Raw genomic sequence first — 20,036 nt, forward strand, 5'->3', positions numbered from 1 at the left:
AAGAATTTTGGTGGTGCGCCCGATAGGAATCGAACCCATAACCTACAGATCCGAAGTCTGTCGCTCTATCCAGTTGAGCTACGAGCGCTGATGGGGTGAGTGATGGGAATTGAACCCACGACCCTCAGGACCACAATCTGATGCTCTAACCGACTGAGCTACACTCACCATTTTGTATAAATTTATAGAAAATGGTCGGGGTGAAAGGATTCGAACCTTCGGCCCCTTGGTCCCAAACCAAGTGCGCTAACCAGACTGCGCTACACCCCGATAAAAATAAAAGCAATATTGTATATAAAAATATTTCAAAAGTCAAGAGAAATTTTGATTTATTATAGACGGAAAGCAAAAATAATTTTTTGATTTATTATAAATATAATTTAAATTTTTTATATAAATATATAAAATAGTTAAAAAATATTTTTATTTATTTATATAAAATTCATATATAATTCACACTATTTGAGTGAAAATTACCTTTTTAATTCCACAATAAAGGCAAGGGTATGAAAAAAATATTTTTAATCTTGGTGTTAAATTCATATTTGTTTTCAAGCGAATTTAATCAAGCTATGCAAGAATACATTAATGAATTGAAAAATCAAGCAAAAAGTGAAAATCCTAGTTTTGTTGATTTTGATACTAAGAGAGGTGAAATTATTTTTAGCACTAAAAATAAAGGCAAAAATGGTGAATTGATTTCTTGTCAGAGTTGTCATAATGCTGATTTGACAAAGGAAGCTACGAATATTTTTACAAATAAAACCATAGCACCTTTAGCACCAAGTGTAAATAAAAACAGACTTAGCGATGTTAAAGAAGTGAAAAAATGGCTTAAAAGAAATTTTAAAGATGTGTATTTGCGTGAAGGAAGCGCGATAGAAAAAGGTGATGTGCTTTATTATCTTATAAAACAATAAGGATGGATTATGAAAAAGCTTTTATTTGTTATTTTTGTGTTTGTTGGTATTTTAAATGCGAAAGATTATAATTATTATACAACTGATGTGGCTCCTGTAAATAATGATTTGTATAAGAAAGAATGCGCAAGTTGTCATTTTGCTTATCAGCCAGGGCTTTTACCTAGTAGCTCTTGGCAACACATAATGGATAATTTAGAAAATCATTATGGAAGCGATGCAAGTTTAGATGAAAATGATGCAAGGAAAATTTTGGCATATTTATTGGAAAATTCGAGCGAAAAATCTAATTATAAAAGAAGCATAAAAATCACTAATTCTCTCCAAAATGGTGTAGTTTATACTTCTTTGACGCAAATTCCTTATTTGCAGAAAAAACATAGAAAAATTCCAAAACACTTAATAGAGCAAAAAGAAGTGGGATCTTTGGCAAGATGTACCGCATGTCATAAACAAGCAGATAAGGGAATTTATAATGATGAAGATGTTTATATACCAAATTATGGAAGAATGAATGACTAAGAGTTATATTTGGACTTTTGTAAATCGTTTTTTACATGTTTTATTGATTGTTACTTTTCTTTTATCGTATTTATTTTCAGATTTTGATAATTTGTTTTATTACCATGCTTTGCTGGGCGTGTTGTTTTTTGCTATTATCGCTTTTCGTATTATTTGGGGTTTTGTGGGGACAAAATATTCTTTGTTTAAAGACTTTCAGTTCAAAGGACTTGCCAAATATTTATTTTCTATTTTAGCAATAAAAGAAAAACATATAGGACACAATCCAGCTTCAAGTATAGCTATAATATTAATGCTTATTTTGGGAATTTTGATTTTTATCAGCGGAATGTTGGCTTTAGGTGTTGAAGAAAGAGCGGGATTTTTTGCAAAATTGTATTTTACATATGATGTATTTTCATATATTAAAGATTTGCATGAATTTTTTGTTAATTTTTTTGTATTTGTTGTAGTGATTCACATTTTAGGTGTTTTGATAGATAAATTTTACAATAAAGCCGATGCTTTAGACTCTATGATACATGGATACAAAAATACAAATATAAACGAAAGTGTATCTTTGAATATTTTTCAAAAAATATTTTTCGCAAGTTTTTTATTGTTTTTTATTGCCTTGTTTTTCTATCTGCTTTATCCCAAAAATCAAATTATCGGTATTAAAGATTTAAAATATGATTTTTCCTATATGCAAAACGAAGATTATAGCATTTATCAAAAAGAATGCGGTTCTTGTCATATAGCTTATGTTTCTTATTTATTACCCAAAAAAGCGTGGAATAATATCATGAATAATTTGGAAAATCATTTTGGAGATGATGCTAGTTTGGACGAGATGGATAGAAAAGCGATTTTGTCTTTTTTGGAAAAGAATTCAATGGAAGAATTTAATACCAAATTTAAAGCGAATTTAAAAAATGAAAATGTAAATGAGATAGCTATAACAAATTATAATTTTTATAAAAGAACACACCGCAAAATACCAGAGGAAGTTTTTCACTCGACAAAAGTGAAAAGTAGGGCAAATTGTCAAAATTGTCATCAATTCGCCCAAGAAGGATTTTTTTCAAAAAGTCAGATTATTTAATCTGTTTTTTCTTTTTAGCTGCAATGATATTTAGAATTTCAGTCCCCAAAGCAAATACCATTGCAACATAAATATAAGCTTTTCCAAAATGCAAATCTAAACTTTCTGAAACTAAAACAACGCCTATCATAATCAAAAAAGCAAGAGCTAGAATTTTAATACTAGGATATTTTTCCACAAAATCTGCAATAGGTTTTGAAGCAAAAAGCATCACAAGAACAGCTAAAATCACAGCAATAATCATGATCTCGATATTTTGAGCGATACCTACAGCAGTAATTACACTATCAAGGGAAAATACAATGTCAATAATGGCAATTTCAGCCACCACCACCCAAAGTTTAGAGCTTACTTTGATATGGTTAATATTTTCCTCTTCGCTATGATTGTGTAAAATTTCATCTTTAATTTCTTTGATGGATTTAAAAATTAAAAACAATCCCCCAAAGAAAAGCACCAAATCTCTTCCTGAAATTTCACCCCAATAAGTTTCTAAATCAGGAATACCTCCGCCAAAAAATGCAAAAAACGAAGTCCCAAAAACTATAGAATTTACAGCCACTTCGCTAAGTTTTGATACATCACCTACATAGATTGAAAATAAGGGATTGATGAGTTTCATAACCCAAAAAAGTGATAAAAGTAGCAAAATTCTAGTAATCATCGCAAAACCAAGACCTAAAATTCTTCCTTTGTCGCGGTGTTGTGCAGGAAGTTTGCTTACTAAAATTGCTAAAAAGATGATATTATCTACACCTAAGACAATTTCAAGTGCAGCAAGCGTGATAAGAGTAAGCCAAGCATCAGGGCTAAATATCCATTCAAACATTAATTTCCTTATTGATTGTGAAATTTTCAAAGGGTAATTTTATAGTCTTAAAGCAAATAGTGTTTTAAAGATAATTTGGATAAACTAAAATTTGTCATAATAAAAGGATAAAAAATGGTAAGGGATACTAGCAAAGATGAAGCGTATTTTACTAAAGAGATAATAGAAAGTGAAGAATCTATTAAAAGATCCGAAAAAATACTTTTAGAGCTTCCTTTTGGGCAAAGAGAAACTTGTCTTTTTTGTATAGAAGATAGAAAATTTCATCTTGCTATGGATAAATACTCTCGTGGTGATGATATAAATCTAGTTAAAAAAGATTTAGAAGCATACATACTAGAAAAAGAAAAAAATCGTTTAGAAAAAGGATTGGATATCAGCTGGTTTGATGGAAATGCTCTTGAACTTTGTATTAGAGTATTACTAGATATGGATAGTGCTTGTGTATTAGAATTAATAGAAGAAGATGAGAGAAAAAGAAGAGATATTCTCAATAGAGATTGGTTTTTACATTTTATAGGTTCTAAGGGTAAGAATTTAAATTTAGAACGCAAATGTATTCGCAAAGAACACGAGCTTATTAAAGAATTTGTAGCAACTCAAGATATTGAGTTTTTACATAAATATATGAAAAAACATACAAGATTAAGAGATCCTCTAGATACTTGGGATCTTGAAGGTGCAGCAATTGTAAAGCTAATGAATTTGGATAAAAAAGAAGAATTTAAACAATACAAATACTTTCCTTATGATTTAATTTAATCTTAGTGGGTTTAAAAACCCACAAGGCTTTTCATGGCTAGAAAAAAACTTGAAAAGGAATTTAAATGATACGACAAGAAATCTTAGATGATATTGTTCTAAAATTTTGCAAAAAACTGGACAAATTTTCAGCACAATATGGTTTAAAAACAGAAGAATTTATCACTTATGGTGTTTTTGACGACTTACTTTTTACTTTTGAACATTATTTAGAAGAAGATGATTGCATAAGTTTTAGTGTTTCTTTTAGAGTAAAATCTATGAAAAGTGATGAAATTTTATGTAAGATAATAGGACTTGATCAGCCTAATTTAGATTTTAAAATTTTAAATCAACATGGCGTTAGATCTTTTCCATTTTCTTTTAAAAGTATGGAATTTACCAATTTGAATGATTTAAAACAATCTGGATTAGATGATATGCCAAGTGATTCTTATCATAGTTTTTTAAAAGCTTATAAAGAAAGTATAGATACTCTTATTGAAGCTTTTAAAACTGATACTACTAACACAATAAAAGGGCTTTATGATTTTATTTACAATTATGAAGAAAATGAAGATACTATTTGGCAAGATAGAACCTTAATGCAAGTTTTACTACTTATAGAACTTAATCAAAAAGAACAAGCATTAAAAATTCTAAAAAATAATCAAAAAGCCATTGAAGAAAGAGACTTTACTATAGAATATGATGATGGAAGTATAGAAGTATTTGATGTTTTAAAACATTCTATAGAAAATGATCTTTGTTAGGATTTTCTAAAATGCGTAAGAGAAAACAATTTATTAGGTTTTAGTTTTAGTGAAGTTTTAGTATGTGAAGATTGATTAATAAATACTGTATTCATCAATTAAAATAACATATTAATTTCATTAAAGAATACCATAAAGAGCAATAATGACAAGAGAACAAGCAGAATTAATTATAAAAGAAGAAAAGTTAATCTATGTAACTTGGCGTGATTATGATAATACAGCAGGAGAATATCATTTTACAATTTGGTTTAATCCTAACAATCATAAATACGAAGCTGTTTATATTGGAGAAAGGGGAGGTGTTGAACTTGAGTATTCTTTTGATAGTGAAAAAGAAGCCATTGATAAAATGTTGCAGATGAATTATAAGCGAAGAAAATACGATGGAAAAGACATTAAAGGATATCTAACAAAAGAAGTAGCACTAAGAATCATCAAAGAAGAAAATCTAGAAGTGATTTGGTATGATGAAGCACTTAAACCTTTATGTGCAGGTATTAAACACGATAAACAAAGAGATAAATATATTTCTTTTATCACTAATGCTAAAGCAGAGATTATAGAATGGAAAAGTATTGAGTTTGATGGGGATGAAGAATTTGAAGGAGAAATATATAATGATGAAGATATAGCCCTTTATGCTCTTATCAATCGTGCTAGAATGATTAAACAAAATAGGATTAGCTTTGTGTAAATGTTTTAAGGTTAGGTTTTATCAAACAAATACCATAAGAAAGGAAAAACAAATGAAAAAACTAGAAGATATCAAAGCTATGAATTACAAACAAAAAGATGAGTTAGAAGATTTAGTTCTTGAAGCTATAGATGATAATGATTTAGCTAAGGTAAAAGATATTTTAAAAGATTATCCTGTAAAAATATCTTGTTATGAGCTTCATTTTAAAAATAAAAATGAAGAATATCCTTTATTTGAGCCTATGAATTTGATATTAAGGGCTGCATTTGCTTGCGAAGAAAATAATAATGATTTTTCTATTTTAGATTATTTATTTGATGAGTATGGTTTAAGTTTAAAAGATTCTAAATATAATTTCTATCATAGTGACATGAAACACATCAAAGAAGCTAATGATAAATATATTTTAATGAAAAAAGTAGAAGATGATCCTTGTATTTATCAAAACGCTTTAATCTATGATTATATACTAAGCGCTGATAATCCAAACTCTCATATCATTAAGTATCTAGTCAATCGTGGGGCTAAATTTGAAGTGCATGATGAAGGATCATTTGGTTGGACTCCTATGCATTTTTGGGCTAGACGCAATAATTATGAATTATTAGAACTAGCCATTAAAGGAGGAGCTAATGTAGATATGCAAACCCGACTTATTCAAGAGAGTGAATACAATGAAACCCTTTTATTTGAAGCTGTAAAAGAAGCAGAAACCTATAGGGTTACACAGCTTTTAATCGAACTTGGAGCCAATGTAAATTTTGCTACCCCAAGCACCCCTTTAGATATTGCAAAAGGATCTAGAAATAAAAAACTTTTAAAAGATGCAGGAACAATGACTTCAGAACAAATCAGAAAGAAATTTAATTTACCAGCATATGATTCTTCTCATTGTGAAATTGATGGAGAAACTGATTTTGACTTATTGGGTAAATATCATGATGAATATTCCAAACTTTTAAACGATGCTATAAAAAAGGCTAAAGAAAGTGAATGAGGGAATAGAAATTTACTTTGCTAAAATAAATTATAAGGAAAGATAATGAAAAATAAAAATTTATTGGATAAAGATATACAAGAAGTATTTAAATACTATCTTAAAAATGATAGTTATTTAAAAGGTGCTTTAGATGGTTTAAAAAATACGAGCGAAGAGCTTTTATAAGTAGCATCTTAAGCTATGAATATAAAAATTTAGTGGAAAATGGCAATTTAAAAGTCGATGAAAAATATAAAGCTATTTTACCACCTAACTTAATCGCCATTTTAGAATATGACAAAAGGACATTTAATAGCACAAATCTTAGCAATTTTATAAATGATTTGGAATTTGAATTAGAACATATAGAAATGGAACTCTATGATGATCCTGCTGACTTTGAAGGGGGAGATTATTATAATGAAGATAGCGAATGTGATGAAGATTATAGTATAGAAGATTGGGTAGAAGATCAAGTAAGCAATATAAAAGATTTTATAGATGCTTTGAAAGATTTTAAATGAAAAAATCATTAAATTTTTTAAAAAAATATTTTAACAATAAAAGTTATTTTGGTAAATTAACTTTACTTTCAAAAATTTCTATCACACTCAAAGGTAAAATTTCATGCTCTAGGGCGTGAATTTTTGCTTCAAAATCTTCAAAACTTAAATTCTTTTTTTCAAAAGCTTTTTGAGTGATGATTTTTCCACCATCTAATTCTTCATTTACCCAATGCACACTCACTCCAGCCACTTTCATATCACTCTCAAAGCTCTCTTTTATGGCATTTGCACCCTTAAAAAGTGGGAGTAATGAGGGGTGAAGATTAATGGCTTTGATATTTTTTGTAAAAATAGGGCTTAAAATTCGCATAAATCCCGCTAAAATTGCAAGATCTGCTCCGCTTTCTTTGATTTTTTGTACCAAAATTTCATCAAATTCTTCTCTACTTTTATAATCTTTATGATCGACAATCACACTTTCAAGGCCAAATTTTTTAGCCCTTTGTATGCCAAAGGCGTCTTTTTTATTGCAAAGACAAAGCACAACTTCATAAGTGTTTGAACCTATAGTTTTTTGATGAAGATGATTTAAAATATTTTCTAAATTACTACCATTTCCGCTAAAAAGCACGGCTAATTTTACAAGCATTTTAATCCTTTTATGAGTTTTATTGCATCAAAACTATTTTTGTTAAATTTATATTTTCTAGCTACCAAAGCATGTGCCAAACAAGCGTTTTTTGCTGCTTTTAAAGGAGTGAATTTTGCACCCAAAAGTGCAGCCATCATACCGCTTAAAACATCTCCACTTCCGCCTTTTGCTAAGGCTTCGTTTCCTAAATTTATCACATAGAGTTTTTCTTTTTGTATGATGATGGGATTTGCACCTTTTAAAACAAGAACGCAACTATAATTTTGTGCGAATTTTTTAGCATAAAAAAAGCGGTTTTTTTGTAAAACTTCTACACTTAAATCTTCATCAAAACACATTTTATAAAGTCTTGTGAATTCTTTTGGGTGTGGCGTGATGATAACATCCTCTCTATTTAAATACCAAAGTATAGCCCCACTTAAAAAGCAATTTGCATCCAAAACCAAAGGTATGGTTTGCAAAATTTCATCTTTTAAGATATTTAGATTCTCAAGTCCCATTCCTAAAGATATAGCACTTGCTTCTTTTGAAAGACTTGATTTTATCATTAAAAGTGGCGAAAAGCTTTTTTTAGCGACTAATGATACAAGCCCGCTACCAAAATTTAAAGCTCCAAGCCCCGCTAAAGTGCCTGCACTTTCATTTGCTACTATGTAAATATGTCCGAAATTACCTTTATTGGAACTCGTGCTTCTTTTTATGGTTTTTAAGTCCTTTTTTTCTAGCAAAAAAGCATTTTGATTAGGACTAAATAATTTATCATTTACGCCTAAATTTGCAATCTTAATTTTGCCTACAAATTCTTTAGCAAAGTCTTCAAGTAAGATTTCTTTCAAAGCCCCCATACACTGCGTAATATCTGCTTTAAAACAAGGTAAAAAGCCCAAATTTGTCGGTATATCACAAGCGATTTTTAAAGCTTTGCTTTTATTTGCTTTTTCTAAAATTTGCTTTGTTTTTTCATCTACTTCACGCTTAATCCCCGTACCCAAAATACAATCAACAATGATGTGAAATTTTTTCAATTTTGGCTCTTTTTGCATAAATTTAAAACCAAAATTTTCTAAAATTTGCTCTTGTTTTTTAAAAGTTTCATTTTCTCTAAAACCTAGCTTATAAGCCTTTGCATTTTTTAAATTTCTTAAAGCCACAAGGCCATCTGCTGCGTTGTTGCCACCACCTAGTAAAAAAAGTATTTTTACTTTTTTGATTTTAAAATTTTTGCGAATTTTTTTGGCTTCTTTTTTGATGAGCTTAGCTAAATTTAGCCCTGCATTTTCCATTAAAATAAGCTCATCTAAGCCTTTATTTATAGCATTTTGCTCTAGTAATTTTATATCATTGCTAATTGTTTTCATTCGCTAAACTCACAAGTAATTAATTTATTTGTCTTAGCACCAAGTTCTTTTAGTTTTACAACCCTTGAAGCTAAATTACCACTACCACTATTTAATTTAGTTTGCATATTGTCTATATTTGTATTTAAGCTTTTTATGTTGTTTTTTATTTTATCAAAATCTTCTAAAACACCCGCAAATTTATCATGAAATTTACCCAGCTCTTCAAAGGCTTTTAAAATGTTTTCATTGCTTTGTATGTTTTTCCAAGAAATATCAATGGTATTTAAAGCCATAAAAAGAGTATTTGGCGTGGTTAGATAGACCTTTTTTTGATAAGCGTATTGATAAATTGACGCATCAACACTTAAAATCAAATCTAAAATATTTTGATAAGGCACAAAAAGCAAAACAAACTCATGAGTGTGTTTATCAAACTGCGCATAAGGCTTTTTGGCAAGTTCATCTATCCTAGCTTTTAGATTAAATGCAAGTTCTTTGCATACGCTTAAATCTAACTCTTCAAAACTAAAATCACTAGGCAAAGAAAACTTAGCATCGATAATAATACTTTTTTGTTTATCTAAAAACACAATCGCATCAGGGATATAAGTCTTGCCTTCATCTTTAAATTTTTCTTGCAATTTATACTGCAAACCTTCAACTAGACCACTATTTTCAAGCACAGATTTGAGTTGAAGCTCTGCAAAATTACCACGAATTTTTTTATCGCCTTTTAAAATTTTTGCAAGCTTATCGGCATTTTCACCCATATTTTGGCTAAATTTAAACATATTTTCTATATGTGTTTTTAAACTTATCTCATTATGGTTTAATCTTTCACTGTATTCTTTTACGCTTTTTTTAACAGGTAAGAAAATCTCTTCTAAAAGTTTTTTGACATCTTCATTTAGTATGATTTTGTTTTGATTGATGAGAGTGGAGTTTTGATTTTTTAGATTTTCTTCAAATTTTTTTTCTAAAAGAGTTAAATTACATTGATAATCTTCTTTGATTTTTTCTTTTTCTTGAGCATAGCTTTTTAGAAGCTCTTCTTTTTCGCTTTCTTTTTGGTTTAGTTTGTTTTCTAAGTCAAGTAATTTTCTTTCATAGCTTTCTTTTAATTTTTCTCTCTCTGAATTTTTATTTTCCAATACTTCGCATTTTGAAATCAATTGTATTTTTTCTTGGATAAGCTTTTCTTCTTTTATTTTTATTTCTTGGAGCTGATTGAGTAGTTCTTGTATTTTTTCTTTGTAAATAGCATTTTCTTTTTCTGTGTTTTTGCTAGAGGATTTTATCCAAATAAAACTTATTAACAATAAGCATAAAAAAGCTAGAATTAATGATAATTCATAAAGCATTTTTTATCCTAAAATTCAAAGCTTCTAAAATATGCTCTTTGTTGATAAACTCACTGGCATTTAAGTCTGCAATGGAACGAGCAACTTTTAAGGTTTTGTTGATACCTCTTTGTGAAAGTTTATAACGAGAAATGGCTAAATTTAAAATTTCTTGAGCTGAATTTTCCATTATGCAAAATTTTTTAATATCTTCATCTTTTAATTTTCCATTAAATTCTTTTTGTCCACGTTTTTTGCTAAACGCAAAGGCTTCAAAAATTTTTTGGCTCATCTCTTTGGAAGTTAAACTTGCTTTATCTTTAGCTGAAATTTCATCCATTGCCACATAAAGATCGATTCTATCTAAAATAGGAGCAGAGATGCGGTTTTTGTATTTTTTAATCTCAACTTCACTGCAAGTGCAAGATAAATTTTTCGAGAATAAATTTCCGCAAGGACAAGGATTTTGTGCAGCTATGAAGCTGAATTTTGTTTCGTAGGTGACTTTGGAATTTACCCTTGCAATGTGAATCTTATGATCTTCTAAAGGCTCTCTTAGACTTTCAATAATTTGCTTAGAAAAATGTGGAAATTCATCAAAAAATAGAACTCCCCCATTTGCTAAGGCAACTTCGCCAATTTTTGCGTTTTTTGTTCCACCGCCAAAGATACTAGCTCTAGTGCTTGTGTGATGTGGATGTCTAAAAATTCGAGTTTGCGAAAATTCACATTCGCTAGAATTTAAAGACATATAAGCGCTTTGCATTAGAATTTCATCTAAATTTTGAGGAGGCATGATATATACTAAGCGCTTTGCACACATACTTTTGCCGCTTCCTGGACTGCCTTCAAACAAGATATTATGCATACCAAGTGCGGCGATCATACAAGCTTTTTTGGCATTTTCTTGACCTTTAACATCGCTAAAATCAAGAGCAAAATTTTGATTGGCTATGAAAATTTCATCATTTAAAATGATAGGATTTTCAAATAAAGGATGGATTTGGGAAAATTTAAATTTATCATAGTTTTTTTCTTTAAAAAATTCTATGACTTCATTTAAATTTTTAAGTCCAAAGATTTCTAAATTCGGTATCATAGAAGCTTTTAAAGCTATGCTTTTTGGGACGATCACGCGAGCATTTTTGACTTTTGCGGATAAAAATAAAAGCAAAGAAAAAAGCTCATTGGTGCTTTTAATGCTCCCATCGAGCCCTAATTCTCCAACTACAAAGAAGTCTTGCAAGTCTTCATTGTGTAAAAGTATAAGTGTGGCAATAGCTAAATCAAAATGTGAGCCCCTTTTTGGGATACCCGATGGGCTTAGATTAATGGTGATTTTTTTAGCAGGGAAGTTAAAATTGCAATTTAAAAGAGTGGCTTTAATGCGTTCAATGCTTTCTTTGATGGCTATATTTGCAAGACCTACTATACCAAAACCTGGCAAGCCTCTTGTAAGAGTTGATTCTACATCAATGATGTCTAAATTTTCATCGTAGCTTATACATTTTAATTTTTTCATTTAGATTTTTTTTGTTGTTTTTTGAATTCTTTATCGAATTTCTTTCTTTTTAAAAAAGAGAGCTTTTCAATAAACAAATGTCCGTTTAAATGATCGTTTTCATGTTGGATTGCTACTGCTAAAAAGCCTTTAGCTTCGAGTTCTTTAAAATTCCCAAATCGATCTTGGTATTTGAGTAAGATGTGATTGTAGCGTTCGACTTCTTCGTAAAAATCAGGCACACTTAAACAACCTTCGGTAAAGCTGATTTTTTCATCGTCTAAAGGGACGATTTGAGGATTAATGATTTCAAGTAAATTTTCTTTTTTTTGCTCTTCATTTTCATCTGGGATATTTACAAGTAAAGCACGAAGTGGAACATTGACTTGAATGGCCGCTAAACCAACGCCATTATTTGCTATCATGGTATCATACATATCATCTAATAAAATGTGTAATTCTTCGTTAAATTCGCTTATAACTTTGGAGTTTAAAAAAAGGTTTTTGTTAGGATAAGTGATGATTTCTCGTTTCAAATTTTGCCCTTAATTTATCACAGCAAATTGCTGTGTTTCTTTGCCTGTAAGTTCCAAAGCGTTGATGGCTTTTTCTATCATTTTTTCATTGCTAAATTCATCGCTAATGCAAGTAAGCACCGCTTCCAAATCCATTTCAATTTCAATTCCACTCATGAAAAAGTTTGTATTATAAATAAAGCTTAATAAATCTTCACATATTTTTTTTGCATCATTTAAGTTGGTATGTTTTAAAATAGCCACAAAAATTCCGTTTTCATAATGTGCGATGATATCGCCTTTTGCTATGTGTTTTGTAAGAATTTTAGAAATATTTTTCAACAAAATAGTTTTTTCTTTTTGACTTAAAATTTTTGCAAAAACGCTTTCTTTGACTCTAAGAAAAATCAAAGAAGTTTGATAGTTATACTTTGAAAAACCTTCTTTGAAATTATCTAAAGTTTTCAGTAAGAATTTTTTATTATAAACGCCATATTTGGGATCAAAATCACTTTGTTCTTCTATAGATTTATAAACTTGCGAAACTTCTTCAAAGCTGTATTTGATATTTAAAGAATATTTTTCAAGTAAAGCTGAAAAGCGCTCTAAATCCATCTTTAGAGTATCAATTATATTAATTGCTGTTAGGCTATTGGAATTTATAGAAAGCTCTGACATTCTTTTGTGGGTAAGATCAACCATTACTTCTGTGTTTTTGTAAATCATAGCTATATCTTGCAGTAGGATTTTTAAAGACGAGAAGCTTCGTTTGACTTCGTTTTCTATCAAGACTTGTTTATCTTCTTTTTTGCTTTCAATTTCCATTAATTCAGAAATTTTTTTCTGTAAAGTCATGGACTTTCCATCGATCATTTTTTCAAAATAAATTCTAAAATTTTCAGGAGTTGGAGGAACATTATCATCAACAAGTTGCGTTAATACCGCTCGTGCAAATTTTTCAAGCTCTCCCCCACTAATTTTATTTATTTTCTGAGGTTCTTTTGTTTCATTTTGATCGAAGTTAAAATCTGATAAAAAATCATCGCTTTCAAAATCCATGTTTCCCCTTTTTTTATTTAAAGCTTTTTTCTAAAACCTTATCGATAAGTCCATAGTCTTTTGCTTCAGCTGCACTCATAAAAAAATCCCTATCTGTATCTTTTTCGACTTTTGAGAGTTTTTGCTTAGTATTTTTGGCTAAGATGTTATTTAGAATTGACTTTAATCTTAAAATTTCTTTTGCTTGAATTTCTATATCTGTTGCTTGTCCGCGTGCTCCACCCAAAGGTTGATGAATCATAATGCGTGAATTTGGCAAAGCAAAGCGTTTACCTTCTGTTCCACAACTTAACAAAAACGCTCCCATAGAAGCAGCTTGACCTATGCAAATAGTGCAAACATCCGGCTTTATGTAATTCATCGTATCATAAATGCTAAAGCCGCTTGTTACAACACCGCCTGGAGAATTGATATAAAGATAAATGTCTTTGTCAGGATCTTCTGCTTCTAAAAATAAAAATTGTGCCACTATCGAAGCGGCAAGATCATCATCTATCTCGCCACTTAACATAATAATTCTATCTTTTAGAAGTCTTGAGTAGATGTCATAGCTTCTTTCGCCTCTACTTGTTTTTTCTATAACATAAGGGATAAACATTATTTTTCGCTTTCTTTGGCTGAATTTTTATCTTTTAAGAAAATATCGCTAAATAATCTATCTTCAATTAAAGCCATTTTTAAAGCCGGTAATGCACCTTGTTTTTTGTAATTTTCAAGATGTTCTTTCGGATTAATTTTAAAACGATAAGCTTCAAAATACACTGCTTGAACTAATTCTTGATCACTAACACCAATGCCTCTTAGTTTGGCCAATTCATCTATGATAAAGGTGAGTTTGACGCTTTTTTTAGCTTCTTCTTTAAAACTATCTCTTTTGATTTGATAATTCACTTCGCTTGATTTAAGCTCTTCAATTTCTTTTTCACTAAAAGTATTCCAAGCGTTTCTAAACTGTATATCAGTTTCTTGCTCTACAATTCCTCTTGGGATGTCAAAATCAAAATTTTCAATCAAAGCATCTGCAAATTTAGGTTTTAACTCTTCATTTACAAGTTTGAATAATTTTTCATTTTTAATTTGTTCTTTGAGTCTTGTTTCAAGAATTTCTTCTGTTGGTTCTTTTTCATTTGGTAAAACTTTTTTTAACATTTCATCGTTGAGTTCAGGAATTTTAAGTTCTTGTATTTCGTGAAGTTTGACTTTAAAAACTGCCGCTTTACCTGCTAAATGCTCTGCACCGTATTCTTTTGGAAAGGTAACTTCTATGTCTTTTTCCTCTTCAGGTTTAAGTCCTATCATACCTTCTTCAAATCCAGGTATGAATTGCTTTGAGCCGATTTCTAAGATATAATTTTGCGCCTTGCCGCCTTCAAAAGCTTTACCATCTACAAAGCCTTCAAAGTCAAATTTTGCAAAATCTCCTTCTTTAAGCTTTCTTGCTTTTTTTACAGACTCTAAAGTAGCGAAACTTTTAAGCAAATCTTCTTTTTTTGTATCAATTTCTTTTTTGGTTACTTTTGGAGTAGAGTATTCAGGAATGAATTTTTCATATCCTTCTAATTTAATATCAGGTTTGAAAGAAAGAGCTATTTCAACATTTATTTCATCTTTCTCGCGGTTGAATTTTTCAAAATATGGATCGCCTACAAGATCCTTGCCTTCTTTTTTTAATTCTTTTAAAGCTTCGCTAACAGCTTTACGGAACAAATTTCTCTCAGCATCACCATTAAGTTGTTTTGCATATCTTTTTAAAACAGCTGCGACTGGCACATGTCCTGTTCTAAAACCATCCATTTTTACGGTTTTTGATGCTTGTTTTGCTAATTTTTCTACTTCAGCATTGATAGAACTTGCAGGAATTTTAACGCTAGCAGTAGCATTTACAGAGTCAAGTTGCTTGGCTTTTACTTCCATTGATTTTCCTTAAATAATAAAAATTTTATCTGCCACTATACCAAAATTTTCCTTATTCCTTGCATAAAAATTAAAGTTATTTATGTTAAAATTTGCCAAGTTACTTTAAAAATAAACATCTTGGAGATTTTTGTGCAAGAAAAATTTGAAAATTGTGTAAAAGCTATGCTTGAGATCATAGGAGAAAATCCAAATCGAGAAGGTTTAGTAAAAACCCCAAATCGTGTATTTAAAGCTTTTGAGTATTTAACAAGTGGTTATGAAAAAAATGTTAAAGAGATTTTAAATGATGCTCTATTTGAAAGCTCAAATAATGAAATGGTTTTGGTAAGAGATATAGAATTTTATAGCCTTTGCGAACATCATCTTTTGCCTTTTTTTGGTCGCGTACATGTAGCTTACATCCCTGATAAAAAAGTCGTTGGGCTTAGTAAAATTCCACGCCTTGTTGAGGTTTTTGCAAGAAGACTTCAAATTCAAGAGCAACTCACTGAGCAAATTGCAGATGCTTTAATGCAAAATGTTGGCGCAAAAGGCGTTGGCGTAGTTATAGAAGCAAGACATATGTGTGTAGAGATGCGTGGAGTACAAAAAGTAAATTCTACTACTACAACTTCGGCTTTGCGTGGGCTTTTTATCAAAAACGAAAAAACTAGAAAAGAATTTTTTTCTTTAATAAATTCTCCAAAACAAGTTAGGTTTTAATGAGTTTAGAAAAATTAAGAAAGCAAATTTCTAAAGAAAATTTAAATGCCGTTTTTGGCGAAATCACTAAAATTTCATCAACCAATATCGAAATAAAAGGCTTAAAAACAGGTATAGGTGATATAGTAAAACTTGTTTCAAATGAAAACGAAAATTTAAGCACTTTGGCTATGGTGGTTGAGATTAAAGAGCAATTTAGCTATTTAAGCCCTTTTTCTTTTATTGAAGGCTTTAAAATAGGTGATCGTGTCTTTATGAGTGATGCAGGTATGCAAATAGGTGTTAGCGATGAGCTTTTAGGACGCGTGGTCGATCCTTTTATGCGGCCAAAAGATGGCAAGGGTGCTATTGAGGCAAGTAAATATATGCCTATCATGCGTGCACCCATTGATGCGATGAAAAGAGGACTTATAGAAGAAGTTTTTCCTGTAGGAGTTAAAACTATAGACGCACTTTTAACTTGTGGTGTGGGACAAAAACTTGGTATTTTTGCTGGAAGCGGTGTAGGAAAATCCACATTAATGGGAATGATAGTAAAAAATTCCAAAGCCCCGATAAAAGTCATTGCTTTAATAGGTGAAAGGGGGCGCGAAATCCCTGAATTTATACAAAAAAATTTAGGTGGAAAACTTGATGATACGGTTATTATCGTAGCAACCAGCGATGATAGTGCCCTAATGCGTAAATATGGGGCATTTTGTGCTATGAGTGTGGCAGAGTATTTTAAAGAACAAGGCAAAGATGTGCTTTTTATCATGGATAGTGTGACGCGTTTTGCTATGGCACAAAGAGAAATCGGACTTGCTCTTGGCGAACCCCCTACTACAAAAGGCTATCCACCAAGCGTTTTAAGCCTTTTACCTCAACTTATGGAGCGCACCGGAAAAGAAGAAGGTAAAGGTACGATAACAGCATTTTTCACGGTTTTGGTTGATGGAGATGATATGAGTGATCCAATCGCTGATCAAAGCCGTTCTATTTTAGATGGGCATATTGTTTTAAGCCGCGAGCTAACCGATTTTGGAATTTATCCGCCTATTAATATACAAAATTCAGCCTCAAGGGTAATGAGTGATATTATCACGCCTGAGCATAAACTTTTAGCAAGGAAATTTAAACGCTTAAATTCGCTTTTAAAAGAAAATGAAGTTTTGCTTCGTATTGGTGCTTATCAAAAAGGAAGTGATAAAGAACTCGATGAGGCTATAGCTAAAAAAGAATTTATGCAAAATTTTCTTATGCAAAATCCTGAAGAAAGCTTTGAATTTGAAGAAACCTTGCAAATGCTTACGCAAATTGATACTCAAGTTGCAAATGCTAATATTCCTAATCTTAAGCAAGGATAAAATGGTATTTTAAAATTATGAGTAAAATTTTACAGCCAAAATAGGCTGTAAAATTTTTAGTGTAAAGCCTCATTGAGTTTGATAGCTTTTTTATTTAGCGCTACTATCATTGCCCCGTTTATAGAGTCTTGGCGGAAATGAAGTCCATTAAGTCCTTTTAATTCTATGCCTTTGTAAATTTCTTTGCTAAAGTCGAAATTTGGATTAAGCTTAGCAAGTTCTTCGCTATCTTTGACTAAGAATTTTGTCCCTTCTAAAACAGCGATTCCTGCATCGACTATACAATTATCTCCTAAAGGAATTCCAGTTACTGAATTTGCACCCAAAAGGCAAGCTTTACCTACACTTATGGCATTTCCACTTGTTCCGCTTAAAACACCTAAAATTGAAGCACCACCGCCAATATCAGATCCTTCTCCTACAATAGCACTTGAGCTGATACGCCCTTCAACCATACAAGCTCCTGTTGTACCCGCATTAAAATTTACATAGCTTGCACCCGGCATTATCGTTGTGCCAGCAGCTAAAGATGCACCCATTCTTACTTTGGAACTTTCTAAAATTCTTGTATTGTCTTCAGGGATAATGTGGGCTAAAAAGCGTGGAAATTTATCAACAAAATCAATTTTTGGGTATTGATTGCTCATTTTCAAACGCATTTCATTTTCTCTTAAATACTCAAGCTCGATTGGCTTATCATCACTCCAAGCAGCGTTATTTAAAAGTCCAAAAGCTCCATTTAGATTGATACTTCTTAAAGGTACTTTTTTTGTGGAAAGCAAGTAAAGTTTGAGATAAACACTTTCTACACTTAAAGGTGCTTTGTCTTCAAAAAGGCATACAAAGGCAAATTCTTCATCTTTGAATTTGTCTTTGATGATTTTTAAAATGTCTATATTTTTATGCCCTTCTTCTTCTAAAAAAGGTTTAAAGCAAGAAAGTGCGAAATCGATATCTTCTAATTTTAAAGTCTGCACAAATTCACTCGCATCAAAATCAATCTCCACGCCCCTTTGCATAAAAGCTTCAAGCATAATTGCTGCAGAGCCATAATTTTGCTCGTAATTAATTAAAGCAAAATTAGCTTGTAAAATTTTATTTTTATTGAGCTGCCCCCTATCAAGTCTTGCTATACCAAATGCCATTGGTTTTTTGTAGCCGCTTTTTTGCTCGATTTGTTTAATTAAAAGTAAAAAATCTTCTTTGGTGTTAATCATTATCATTCCTTTGTAAAAATTAAAACTTTTATTATATCCAAAGAGATGCAAAAAAGAATTAAAATATATGCAAAAGCTTGATATAAGACTTGTCATTTTAAGTAACACAAGGAATCTCTATTCTTCCTTGTCGTGTTGAGCGAAGTGAAACATCTCTATTTAAAATACTTTAGATCTTTCGTTTCGCTCATGATGAGTGAAAATGTATTATTCTTTCAGAATGACGAAAGTTTGTCTCTTTGTGATGACAAATTTATTCCTTTAGGATGATTAAATTTTAATTAGAGCAAGCACTTTTACCATTCATTATAGGTTGAATTGCAGAATTATCTGCTCCACCTTCGTTGTTGATTTTTTCTATAACTTGCCAAATTTTTTCAGCTGCTATCAAATAGCGTTTTGAGCTTATACTTTCAGGATGATAAAAACTTACAGGTTTGCCCTCATCACCACCTTCTCTTACAATCATCTCGATAGGAATTTGTGCCAAAACCTCGCTACCATAAGCTTTTGCCATATCTTCTGCTGTACCTTTACCAAAGATATCATACTCTTTGCCATTATCAGGACATAAAAATCCGCTCATATTTTCAATAATTCCAGCGATTGGAATGTGGAGTTTATTAAACATATCTAAGGCTCTTTTGCTATCATCTAAAGAAACGCTTTGCGGGGTGCTTACGCAAACTCCTGCGGTAATTGGAATGCTTTGTGCGGAAGTGATTTGTGCGTCACCTGTTCCTGGAGGCATATCTAAAAATAAAACATCAAGTTCAGGCCAAATCACATCAGCTAAAAGTTGTTCCACGGCTTTCATAATCATTGCCCCACGCCACATAAGCCCTTGTCCTTCTTCAATTAAAACGCCCATACTCATCATATAAATGCCATGAGTTAAAATAGGTTTTAGTTTTGAACCCACAACTTCTGGTTGAGTGCCTATTTCACCGAGCATTCTTGGAATATTTGGTCCATAAATATCTGCATCTAAAATCCCTACTTTTTTACCCATTTTTGCCATAGAAATAGCTAAATTTACTGTGGTTGTAGATTTTCCTACTCCGCCTTTTCCACTTGAAACCATGATAAAGTTTTTAACTTGCGGAGCGATGTTTTTACCGCTTCTTGAATTGCTTTTTTCTTCTGGGATTTTTGGTTGTATGATTTGAAGATCGAGTTTTAAATTTAAATCTTTTAAAGCCTCTGCAATATCTGTTCTTAAGGTATTTGCTATATCAGTACTTGCAGAAACTATTTCTAATTTTATATTTGCATTTTGATCTTTTACATTGATTTCTTTTACAAAACCAAAACTGACTATATCTTTGTCAAAATTTGGGTATTTTACTTGCATAAGTTTTTGTTTGATTTGCTCTTCCAAAATTTCTCCTTT

At 30.9% G+C, this 20,036-nt stretch carries 22 protein-coding genes and 3 tRNA genes; 11 read left to right on the forward strand and 14 right to left on the reverse strand.

The window, feature by feature from the left end; all coding sequences use genetic code 11:
- Positions 1 to 11 precede the first annotated feature (11 nt).
- The 3 genes from ELQ16_RS03555 to ELQ16_RS03565 all read right to left on the reverse strand — a co-directional run bounded on the left by ELQ16_RS03555 (position 12) and on the right by ELQ16_RS03565 (position 270).
- Positions 12 to 88: transfer RNA gene (locus ELQ16_RS03555), tRNA-Arg, on the reverse strand.
- A 3-nt stretch (positions 89 to 91) separates the two neighbouring features.
- A tRNA-His gene (locus ELQ16_RS03560) sits at positions 92 to 168 on the reverse strand.
- Between the two features lie 24 nt (positions 169 to 192).
- Positions 193 to 270 (reverse strand) — tRNA-Pro (locus ELQ16_RS03565).
- 236 nt (positions 271 to 506) lie between these two features.
- Between ELQ16_RS03565 and ELQ16_RS03570 the strand changes: the two genes are divergently transcribed.
- From ELQ16_RS03570 to ELQ16_RS03580, 3 genes are read left to right on the forward strand one after another with little or no spacing between them, the layout of a single operon-like run.
- Positions 507 to 920: a DUF1924 domain-containing protein gene (locus ELQ16_RS03570; protein WP_134238205.1), complete on the forward strand. Its 414-nt coding sequence runs from the start codon at positions 507 to 509 to the stop codon at positions 918 to 920.
- 9 nt (positions 921 to 929) lie between these two features.
- A complete protein-coding gene (locus ELQ16_RS03575) occupies positions 930 to 1,442 on the forward strand; it encodes a diheme cytochrome c (protein ID WP_134238206.1) in 513 nt (170 codons plus the stop codon).
- Complete coding sequence (locus ELQ16_RS03580; protein ID WP_134238207.1) at positions 1,435 to 2,526, forward strand: cytochrome b/b6 domain-containing protein; 1,092 nt, start codon at positions 1,435 to 1,437, stop codon at positions 2,524 to 2,526. The genes ELQ16_RS03575 and ELQ16_RS03580 overlap by 8 nt, the downstream gene beginning before the upstream one ends.
- Here the strand turns inward: ELQ16_RS03580 and ELQ16_RS03585 are convergent.
- On the reverse strand, positions 2,519 to 3,355 hold the full coding sequence (locus tag ELQ16_RS03585; RefSeq protein WP_134238208.1) for a TerC family protein: 837 nt from the start codon (positions 3,353 to 3,355) through the stop codon (positions 2,519 to 2,521). The two genes, ELQ16_RS03580 and ELQ16_RS03585, sit on opposite strands and share 8 nt — an antisense overlap.
- 114 nt (positions 3,356 to 3,469) lie before the next feature.
- Between ELQ16_RS03585 and ELQ16_RS03590 the strand changes: the two genes are divergently transcribed.
- The 6 genes from ELQ16_RS03590 to ELQ16_RS03610 all read left to right on the forward strand — a co-directional run bounded on the left by ELQ16_RS03590 (position 3,470) and on the right by ELQ16_RS03610 (position 7,072).
- A complete protein-coding gene (locus ELQ16_RS03590; RefSeq protein WP_134238209.1) occupies positions 3,470 to 4,117 on the forward strand; it encodes a PoNe immunity protein domain-containing protein in 648 nt (215 codons plus the stop codon).
- 65 nt (positions 4,118 to 4,182) lie between these two features.
- Positions 4,183 to 4,869 (forward strand): hypothetical protein, encoded by a 687-nt coding sequence (locus ELQ16_RS03595; RefSeq protein ID WP_134238210.1) that lies wholly within the window; start codon positions 4,183 to 4,185, stop codon positions 4,867 to 4,869.
- A 145-nt stretch (positions 4,870 to 5,014) separates the two neighbouring features.
- Entirely contained in the window at positions 5,015 to 5,566 is a 552-nt protein-coding gene (locus ELQ16_RS03600) for a hypothetical protein (protein WP_134238211.1), read from the forward strand.
- A gap of 52 nt (positions 5,567 to 5,618) precedes the next feature.
- Positions 5,619 to 6,566 carry an ankyrin repeat domain-containing protein gene (locus tag ELQ16_RS03605; protein ID WP_134238212.1) on the forward strand — a complete coding sequence of 316 codons (948 nt, stop codon included), beginning with the start codon at positions 5,619 to 5,621 and terminating at the stop codon, positions 6,564 to 6,566.
- Positions 6,567 to 6,611: 45 nt separating this feature from the next.
- Positions 6,612 to 6,734 carry a hypothetical protein gene (locus ELQ16_RS10395; RefSeq protein WP_279586252.1) on the forward strand — a complete coding sequence of 41 codons (123 nt, stop codon included), beginning with the start codon at positions 6,612 to 6,614 and terminating at the stop codon, positions 6,732 to 6,734.
- A 32-nt stretch (positions 6,735 to 6,766) separates the two neighbouring features.
- Positions 6,767 to 7,072, forward strand: a complete 306-nt coding sequence (locus tag ELQ16_RS03610) for a hypothetical protein (protein ID WP_134238213.1) — start codon at positions 6,767 to 6,769, stop codon at positions 7,070 to 7,072.
- Between the two features lie 43 nt (positions 7,073 to 7,115).
- On the opposite strand, the gene purN is transcribed toward ELQ16_RS03610, so the two are convergent.
- From purN to tig, 8 genes are read right to left on the reverse strand one after another with little or no spacing between them, the layout of a single operon-like run.
- Positions 7,116 to 7,703 carry a phosphoribosylglycinamide formyltransferase gene (purN, locus tag ELQ16_RS03615; protein ID WP_134238214.1) on the reverse strand — a complete coding sequence of 196 codons (588 nt, stop codon included), beginning with the start codon at positions 7,701 to 7,703 and terminating at the stop codon, positions 7,116 to 7,118.
- Positions 7,694 to 9,064 (reverse strand): NAD(P)H-hydrate dehydratase, encoded by a 1,371-nt coding sequence (locus ELQ16_RS03620; protein ID WP_134238215.1) that lies wholly within the window; start codon positions 9,062 to 9,064, stop codon positions 7,694 to 7,696. Before ELQ16_RS03620 ends, purN begins: the two co-directional genes overlap by 10 nt.
- Positions 9,061 to 10,407: a DNA recombination protein RmuC gene (rmuC, locus tag ELQ16_RS03625; RefSeq protein WP_134238216.1), complete on the reverse strand. Its 1,347-nt coding sequence runs from the start codon at positions 10,405 to 10,407 to the stop codon at positions 9,061 to 9,063. Before rmuC ends, ELQ16_RS03620 begins: the two co-directional genes overlap by 4 nt.
- Positions 10,397 to 11,908: a YifB family Mg chelatase-like AAA ATPase gene (locus ELQ16_RS03630; protein WP_134238217.1), complete on the reverse strand. Its 1,512-nt coding sequence runs from the start codon at positions 11,906 to 11,908 to the stop codon at positions 10,397 to 10,399. The genes rmuC and ELQ16_RS03630 overlap by 11 nt, the downstream gene beginning before the upstream one ends.
- Positions 11,905 to 12,423, reverse strand: coding sequence for a peptide deformylase (gene def, locus ELQ16_RS03635; protein ID WP_134238218.1), 519 nt, complete (start codon positions 12,421 to 12,423; stop codon positions 11,905 to 11,907). Before def ends, ELQ16_RS03630 begins: the two co-directional genes overlap by 4 nt.
- A gap of 9 nt (positions 12,424 to 12,432) precedes the next feature.
- Positions 12,433 to 13,461, reverse strand: a complete 1,029-nt coding sequence (locus tag ELQ16_RS03640; RefSeq protein WP_134238219.1) for a diguanylate cyclase domain-containing protein — start codon at positions 13,459 to 13,461, stop codon at positions 12,433 to 12,435.
- Positions 13,462 to 13,474: 13 nt separating this feature from the next.
- The gene (gene clpP, locus ELQ16_RS03645; RefSeq protein WP_134238220.1) at positions 13,475 to 14,059 is read right to left on the reverse strand and encodes an ATP-dependent Clp endopeptidase proteolytic subunit ClpP; all 585 of its coding nucleotides are present in this window, start codon (positions 14,057 to 14,059) and stop codon (positions 13,475 to 13,477) included.
- A complete protein-coding gene (tig, locus tag ELQ16_RS03650) occupies positions 14,059 to 15,375 on the reverse strand; it encodes a trigger factor (RefSeq protein WP_134238221.1) in 1,317 nt (438 codons plus the stop codon). The genes clpP and tig overlap by 1 nt, the downstream gene beginning before the upstream one ends.
- A 132-nt stretch (positions 15,376 to 15,507) precedes the next feature.
- Between tig and folE the strand changes: the two genes are divergently transcribed.
- Together folE and fliI are read left to right on the forward strand one after the other, a co-directional pair.
- Positions 15,508 to 16,080, forward strand: a complete 573-nt coding sequence (gene folE, locus ELQ16_RS03655) for a GTP cyclohydrolase I FolE (protein ID WP_134238222.1) — start codon at positions 15,508 to 15,510, stop codon at positions 16,078 to 16,080.
- Complete coding sequence (gene fliI / locus ELQ16_RS03660) at positions 16,080 to 17,426, forward strand: flagellar protein export ATPase FliI (protein WP_134238223.1); 1,347 nt, start codon at positions 16,080 to 16,082, stop codon at positions 17,424 to 17,426. Before folE ends, fliI begins: the two co-directional genes overlap by 1 nt.
- Positions 17,427 to 17,482: 56 nt before the next feature.
- Here fliI and ELQ16_RS03665 read toward each other — a convergent pair whose 3' ends face one another.
- The gene (locus ELQ16_RS03665; protein WP_134238224.1) at positions 17,483 to 18,643 is read right to left on the reverse strand and encodes a 2,3,4,5-tetrahydropyridine-2,6-carboxylate N-succinyltransferase; all 1,161 of its coding nucleotides are present in this window, start codon (positions 18,641 to 18,643) and stop codon (positions 17,483 to 17,485) included.
- Positions 18,644 to 18,920: 277 nt separating this feature from the next.
- A complete protein-coding gene (locus ELQ16_RS03670; protein ID WP_134238225.1) occupies positions 18,921 to 20,024 on the reverse strand; it encodes an Mrp/NBP35 family ATP-binding protein in 1,104 nt (367 codons plus the stop codon).
- Between the last annotated feature and the right edge of the window lie 12 nt (positions 20,025 to 20,036).

Source organism: Campylobacter sp. US33a (assembly GCF_004378855.1).
Taxonomy (GTDB): Bacteria; Campylobacterota; Campylobacteria; order Campylobacterales; family Campylobacteraceae; genus Campylobacter_D.

Bases quoted from the DNA above. Each gene is read 5' to 3' on its own strand.
- tig (WP_134238221.1), bottom strand. From the start codon at position 15,375: ATGGAAGTAAAAGCCAAGCAACTTGACTCTGTAAATGCTACTGCTAGC.
- ELQ16_RS03595 (WP_134238210.1), top strand. From the start codon at position 4,183: ATGATACGACAAGAAATCTTAGATGATATTGTTCTAAAATTTTGCAAA.
- ELQ16_RS03630 (WP_134238217.1), bottom strand. From the start codon at position 11,908: ATGAAAAAATTAAAATGTATAAGCTACGATGAAAATTTAGACATCATT.
- ELQ16_RS10395 (WP_279586252.1), top strand. From the start codon at position 6,612: ATGAAAAATAAAAATTTATTGGATAAAGATATACAAGAAGTATTTAAA.
- ELQ16_RS03575 (WP_134238206.1), top strand. From the start codon at position 930: ATGAAAAAGCTTTTATTTGTTATTTTTGTGTTTGTTGGTATTTTAAAT.
- ELQ16_RS03620 (WP_134238215.1), bottom strand. From the start codon at position 9,064: ATGAAAACAATTAGCAATGATATAAAATTACTAGAGCAAAATGCTATA.
- ELQ16_RS03605 (WP_134238212.1), top strand. From the start codon at position 5,619: ATGAAAAAACTAGAAGATATCAAAGCTATGAATTACAAACAAAAAGAT.
- ELQ16_RS03585 (WP_134238208.1), bottom strand. From the start codon at position 3,355: ATGTTTGAATGGATATTTAGCCCTGATGCTTGGCTTACTCTTATCACG.
- purN (WP_134238214.1), bottom strand. From the start codon at position 7,703: ATGCTTGTAAAATTAGCCGTGCTTTTTAGCGGAAATGGTAGTAATTTA.
- ELQ16_RS03580 (WP_134238207.1), top strand. From the start codon at position 1,435: ATGACTAAGAGTTATATTTGGACTTTTGTAAATCGTTTTTTACATGTT.
- ELQ16_RS03665 (WP_134238224.1), bottom strand. From the start codon at position 18,643: ATGATTAACACCAAAGAAGATTTTTTACTTTTAATTAAACAAATCGAG.
- ELQ16_RS03570 (WP_134238205.1), top strand. From the start codon at position 507: ATGAAAAAAATATTTTTAATCTTGGTGTTAAATTCATATTTGTTTTCA.
- clpP (WP_134238220.1), bottom strand. From the start codon at position 14,059: ATGTTTATCCCTTATGTTATAGAAAAAACAAGTAGAGGCGAAAGAAGC.
- ELQ16_RS03640 (WP_134238219.1), bottom strand. From the start codon at position 13,461: ATGGATTTTGAAAGCGATGATTTTTTATCAGATTTTAACTTCGATCAA.
- rmuC (WP_134238216.1), bottom strand. From the start codon at position 10,407: ATGCTTTATGAATTATCATTAATTCTAGCTTTTTTATGCTTATTGTTA.
- ELQ16_RS03600 (WP_134238211.1), top strand. From the start codon at position 5,015: ATGACAAGAGAACAAGCAGAATTAATTATAAAAGAAGAAAAGTTAATC.
- fliI (WP_134238223.1), top strand. From the start codon at position 16,080: ATGAGTTTAGAAAAATTAAGAAAGCAAATTTCTAAAGAAAATTTAAAT.
- ELQ16_RS03590 (WP_134238209.1), top strand. From the start codon at position 3,470: ATGGTAAGGGATACTAGCAAAGATGAAGCGTATTTTACTAAAGAGATA.